We start from the raw sequence: 1,678 nt of genomic DNA, 5'->3' as shown, positions 1-1,678 counted from the left end.
CCGCCTCCGCCGTCACCGGCATGCCGTCGCGGAACTTGCCCATCAAGGTCTCGCCGGCATGCGCCAGCGCTTCCAGCCGCGGCAGCCCGAGAAAGCCGCAGGTCCCCTTGATGGTGTGCACCAGCCTGAAAATGTTATCCAGGATCCTGGCGTTGTTCGGATCCTGCTCAAACCGAACCAGCTGATTGTCGACCGTATCCAGGCTCTCGTTGGTCTCGGTCAGAAACTCGCGCAAAAGATCGTCCATGAAACTGGCCTTCGAACGCCGTGGCACGCGACATCGACGCGCCTTACCGAACTCGGCCAGCTTCTATGCAAAGCGTTTAATATTGGTTGAGCAATTGGAAAAGAACGAGATCAACAAAGAGATAAGACGGGCTCATCAAGTCCGGCGGCAGGATGTAACCGTTGGTTAACCATGATGACCGCCGCGCCTTTAGGAAGCGGTGACGATCACCGTTTCGCCTTCCGAAGCAAGCGTTACGTTCAGCCCGCAGGCCTGCGCCAACAGCCGCGTATAGTAAGGCTGTACCGCATGCGCATCGGCGGAAGCCGTCGAACTCGCGCTCAAGAGGTCGGCGATATTTTGCGGCAGGCGGGCATTGAGGCCGGCGGCGCTGACGCGAAAGCTCATCGTCTCACCGTCGCCGATCGGATCGATCGCAAGCGTGCCGCCGCGCGGGATCGTCTGTTGCGCGATCATCAGCATGTTCAAGAGCAGCTTGACCCGGTTCTTCGGCAGCAACAGCCGCGGCAGATTCCAGGTCAGCGTGACCTTGCCGTCTTCGATATGACCCTTCGCCACGTTCTGCGCGTCGCCGAGATCGATCTGCGCGCCGGACGATCCGGCCGCGCCGAATGCGAGCCGGCAGAACTGCAGGCGCGCGGACGCGACCCTGGCGCTCTTGCGGATCAGATCGAGTGCGAAATCGCGATCTTCGGGCTTCGGATTGTCGTCAAGGACCTCGAGCCCATTGACGATCGCGCCAACCGGACTGATGAGATCATGACAAACGCGCGAACACAGCAGCGCCGCCAATTCGAGGGCATCGGGAGCGGGACCGGGAGACGAAATACCAGACATAAGATGTTCCTGCGAAGCCGCACGGCGCGGGCCTTGAGCGAATCACGCATGCTGGCTGGCTTGATACACTGCGGAAGCGCAGGCTGCCAGCACGGGACGGCAATGACAAGGGAACCCGAACAGCCTATGAAACCCGCCTATGAATAAGGCAGATCCCGTGATCGATCGCGACGCCGCGGCCGCGCTGATCGACCCCCTGACCGATCTGGTGATCCAGGCCGGCACGGCCATCCTTGCCGTCAACCGTTCCGCCATGAAGGTGGACGAGAAGCGCGACGGATCGCCGGTGACGGAAGCGGACCTCGCTGCCGACCGCGTCCTCGGCGACGGCCTGGCGCGGCTCGCCCCGGAGCTGGATTCGCTGTCGGAAGAGCGCGCGCATATCGCCAAGCGATCCCATAAAGGGAGCTTTTTCCTGATCGACCCGCTCGACGGCACCAAGGAATTCGTCGCCGGCCGCGGTGAGTTCACGGTCAATGTCGCGCTGGTGACCAACGGCGTGCCGCTGCTTGGCATGATCGGCGCGCCCGCGCTCGGCCTGATCTGGCGCGGCGTGGTCGGCCGGGGCGCCGAACGGCTGACGCTGCGCGATGG

General features: G+C 62.9%; 3 protein-coding genes. 1 reads left to right on the top strand and 2 read right to left on the bottom strand.

The genetic code is table 11. The features are described from left to right. Window positions 1-247 (bottom strand): Hpt domain-containing protein (locus tag WCE35_RS05225; RefSeq protein ID WP_424592280.1); only part of this gene is annotated, 247 nt, incomplete at its 3' end. Window positions 248-436: 189 nt separating this feature from the next. Continuing rightward, a complete protein-coding gene (gene chpT, locus WCE35_RS05220) occupies window positions 437-1,084 on the bottom strand; it encodes a histidine phosphotransferase ChpT (RefSeq protein WP_424592279.1) in 648 nt (215 codons plus the stop codon). Window positions 1,085-1,223: 139 nt separating this feature from the next. Between chpT and WCE35_RS05215 the strand changes: the two genes are divergently transcribed. After that, window positions 1,224-1,678 (top strand): 3'(2'),5'-bisphosphate nucleotidase CysQ family protein (locus WCE35_RS05215; protein ID WP_424592278.1); only part of this gene is annotated, 455 nt, incomplete at its 3' end.

It is taken from the genome of Bradyrhizobium sp., from assembly GCF_049691595.1.
Classification (GTDB): Bacteria; Pseudomonadota; Alphaproteobacteria; order Rhizobiales; family Xanthobacteraceae; genus Bradyrhizobium.
Note: the sequence above shows the minus strand (reverse complement) of the source record. Positions and strands in the feature narration are given on the sequence as shown.

What these genes read in the sequence shown, in the direction of transcription:
- chpT (WP_424592279.1), bottom strand. Translation starts at nt 1,084, where the DNA reads ATGTCTGGTATTTCGTCTCCCGGTCCCGCTCCCGATGCCCTCGAATTG.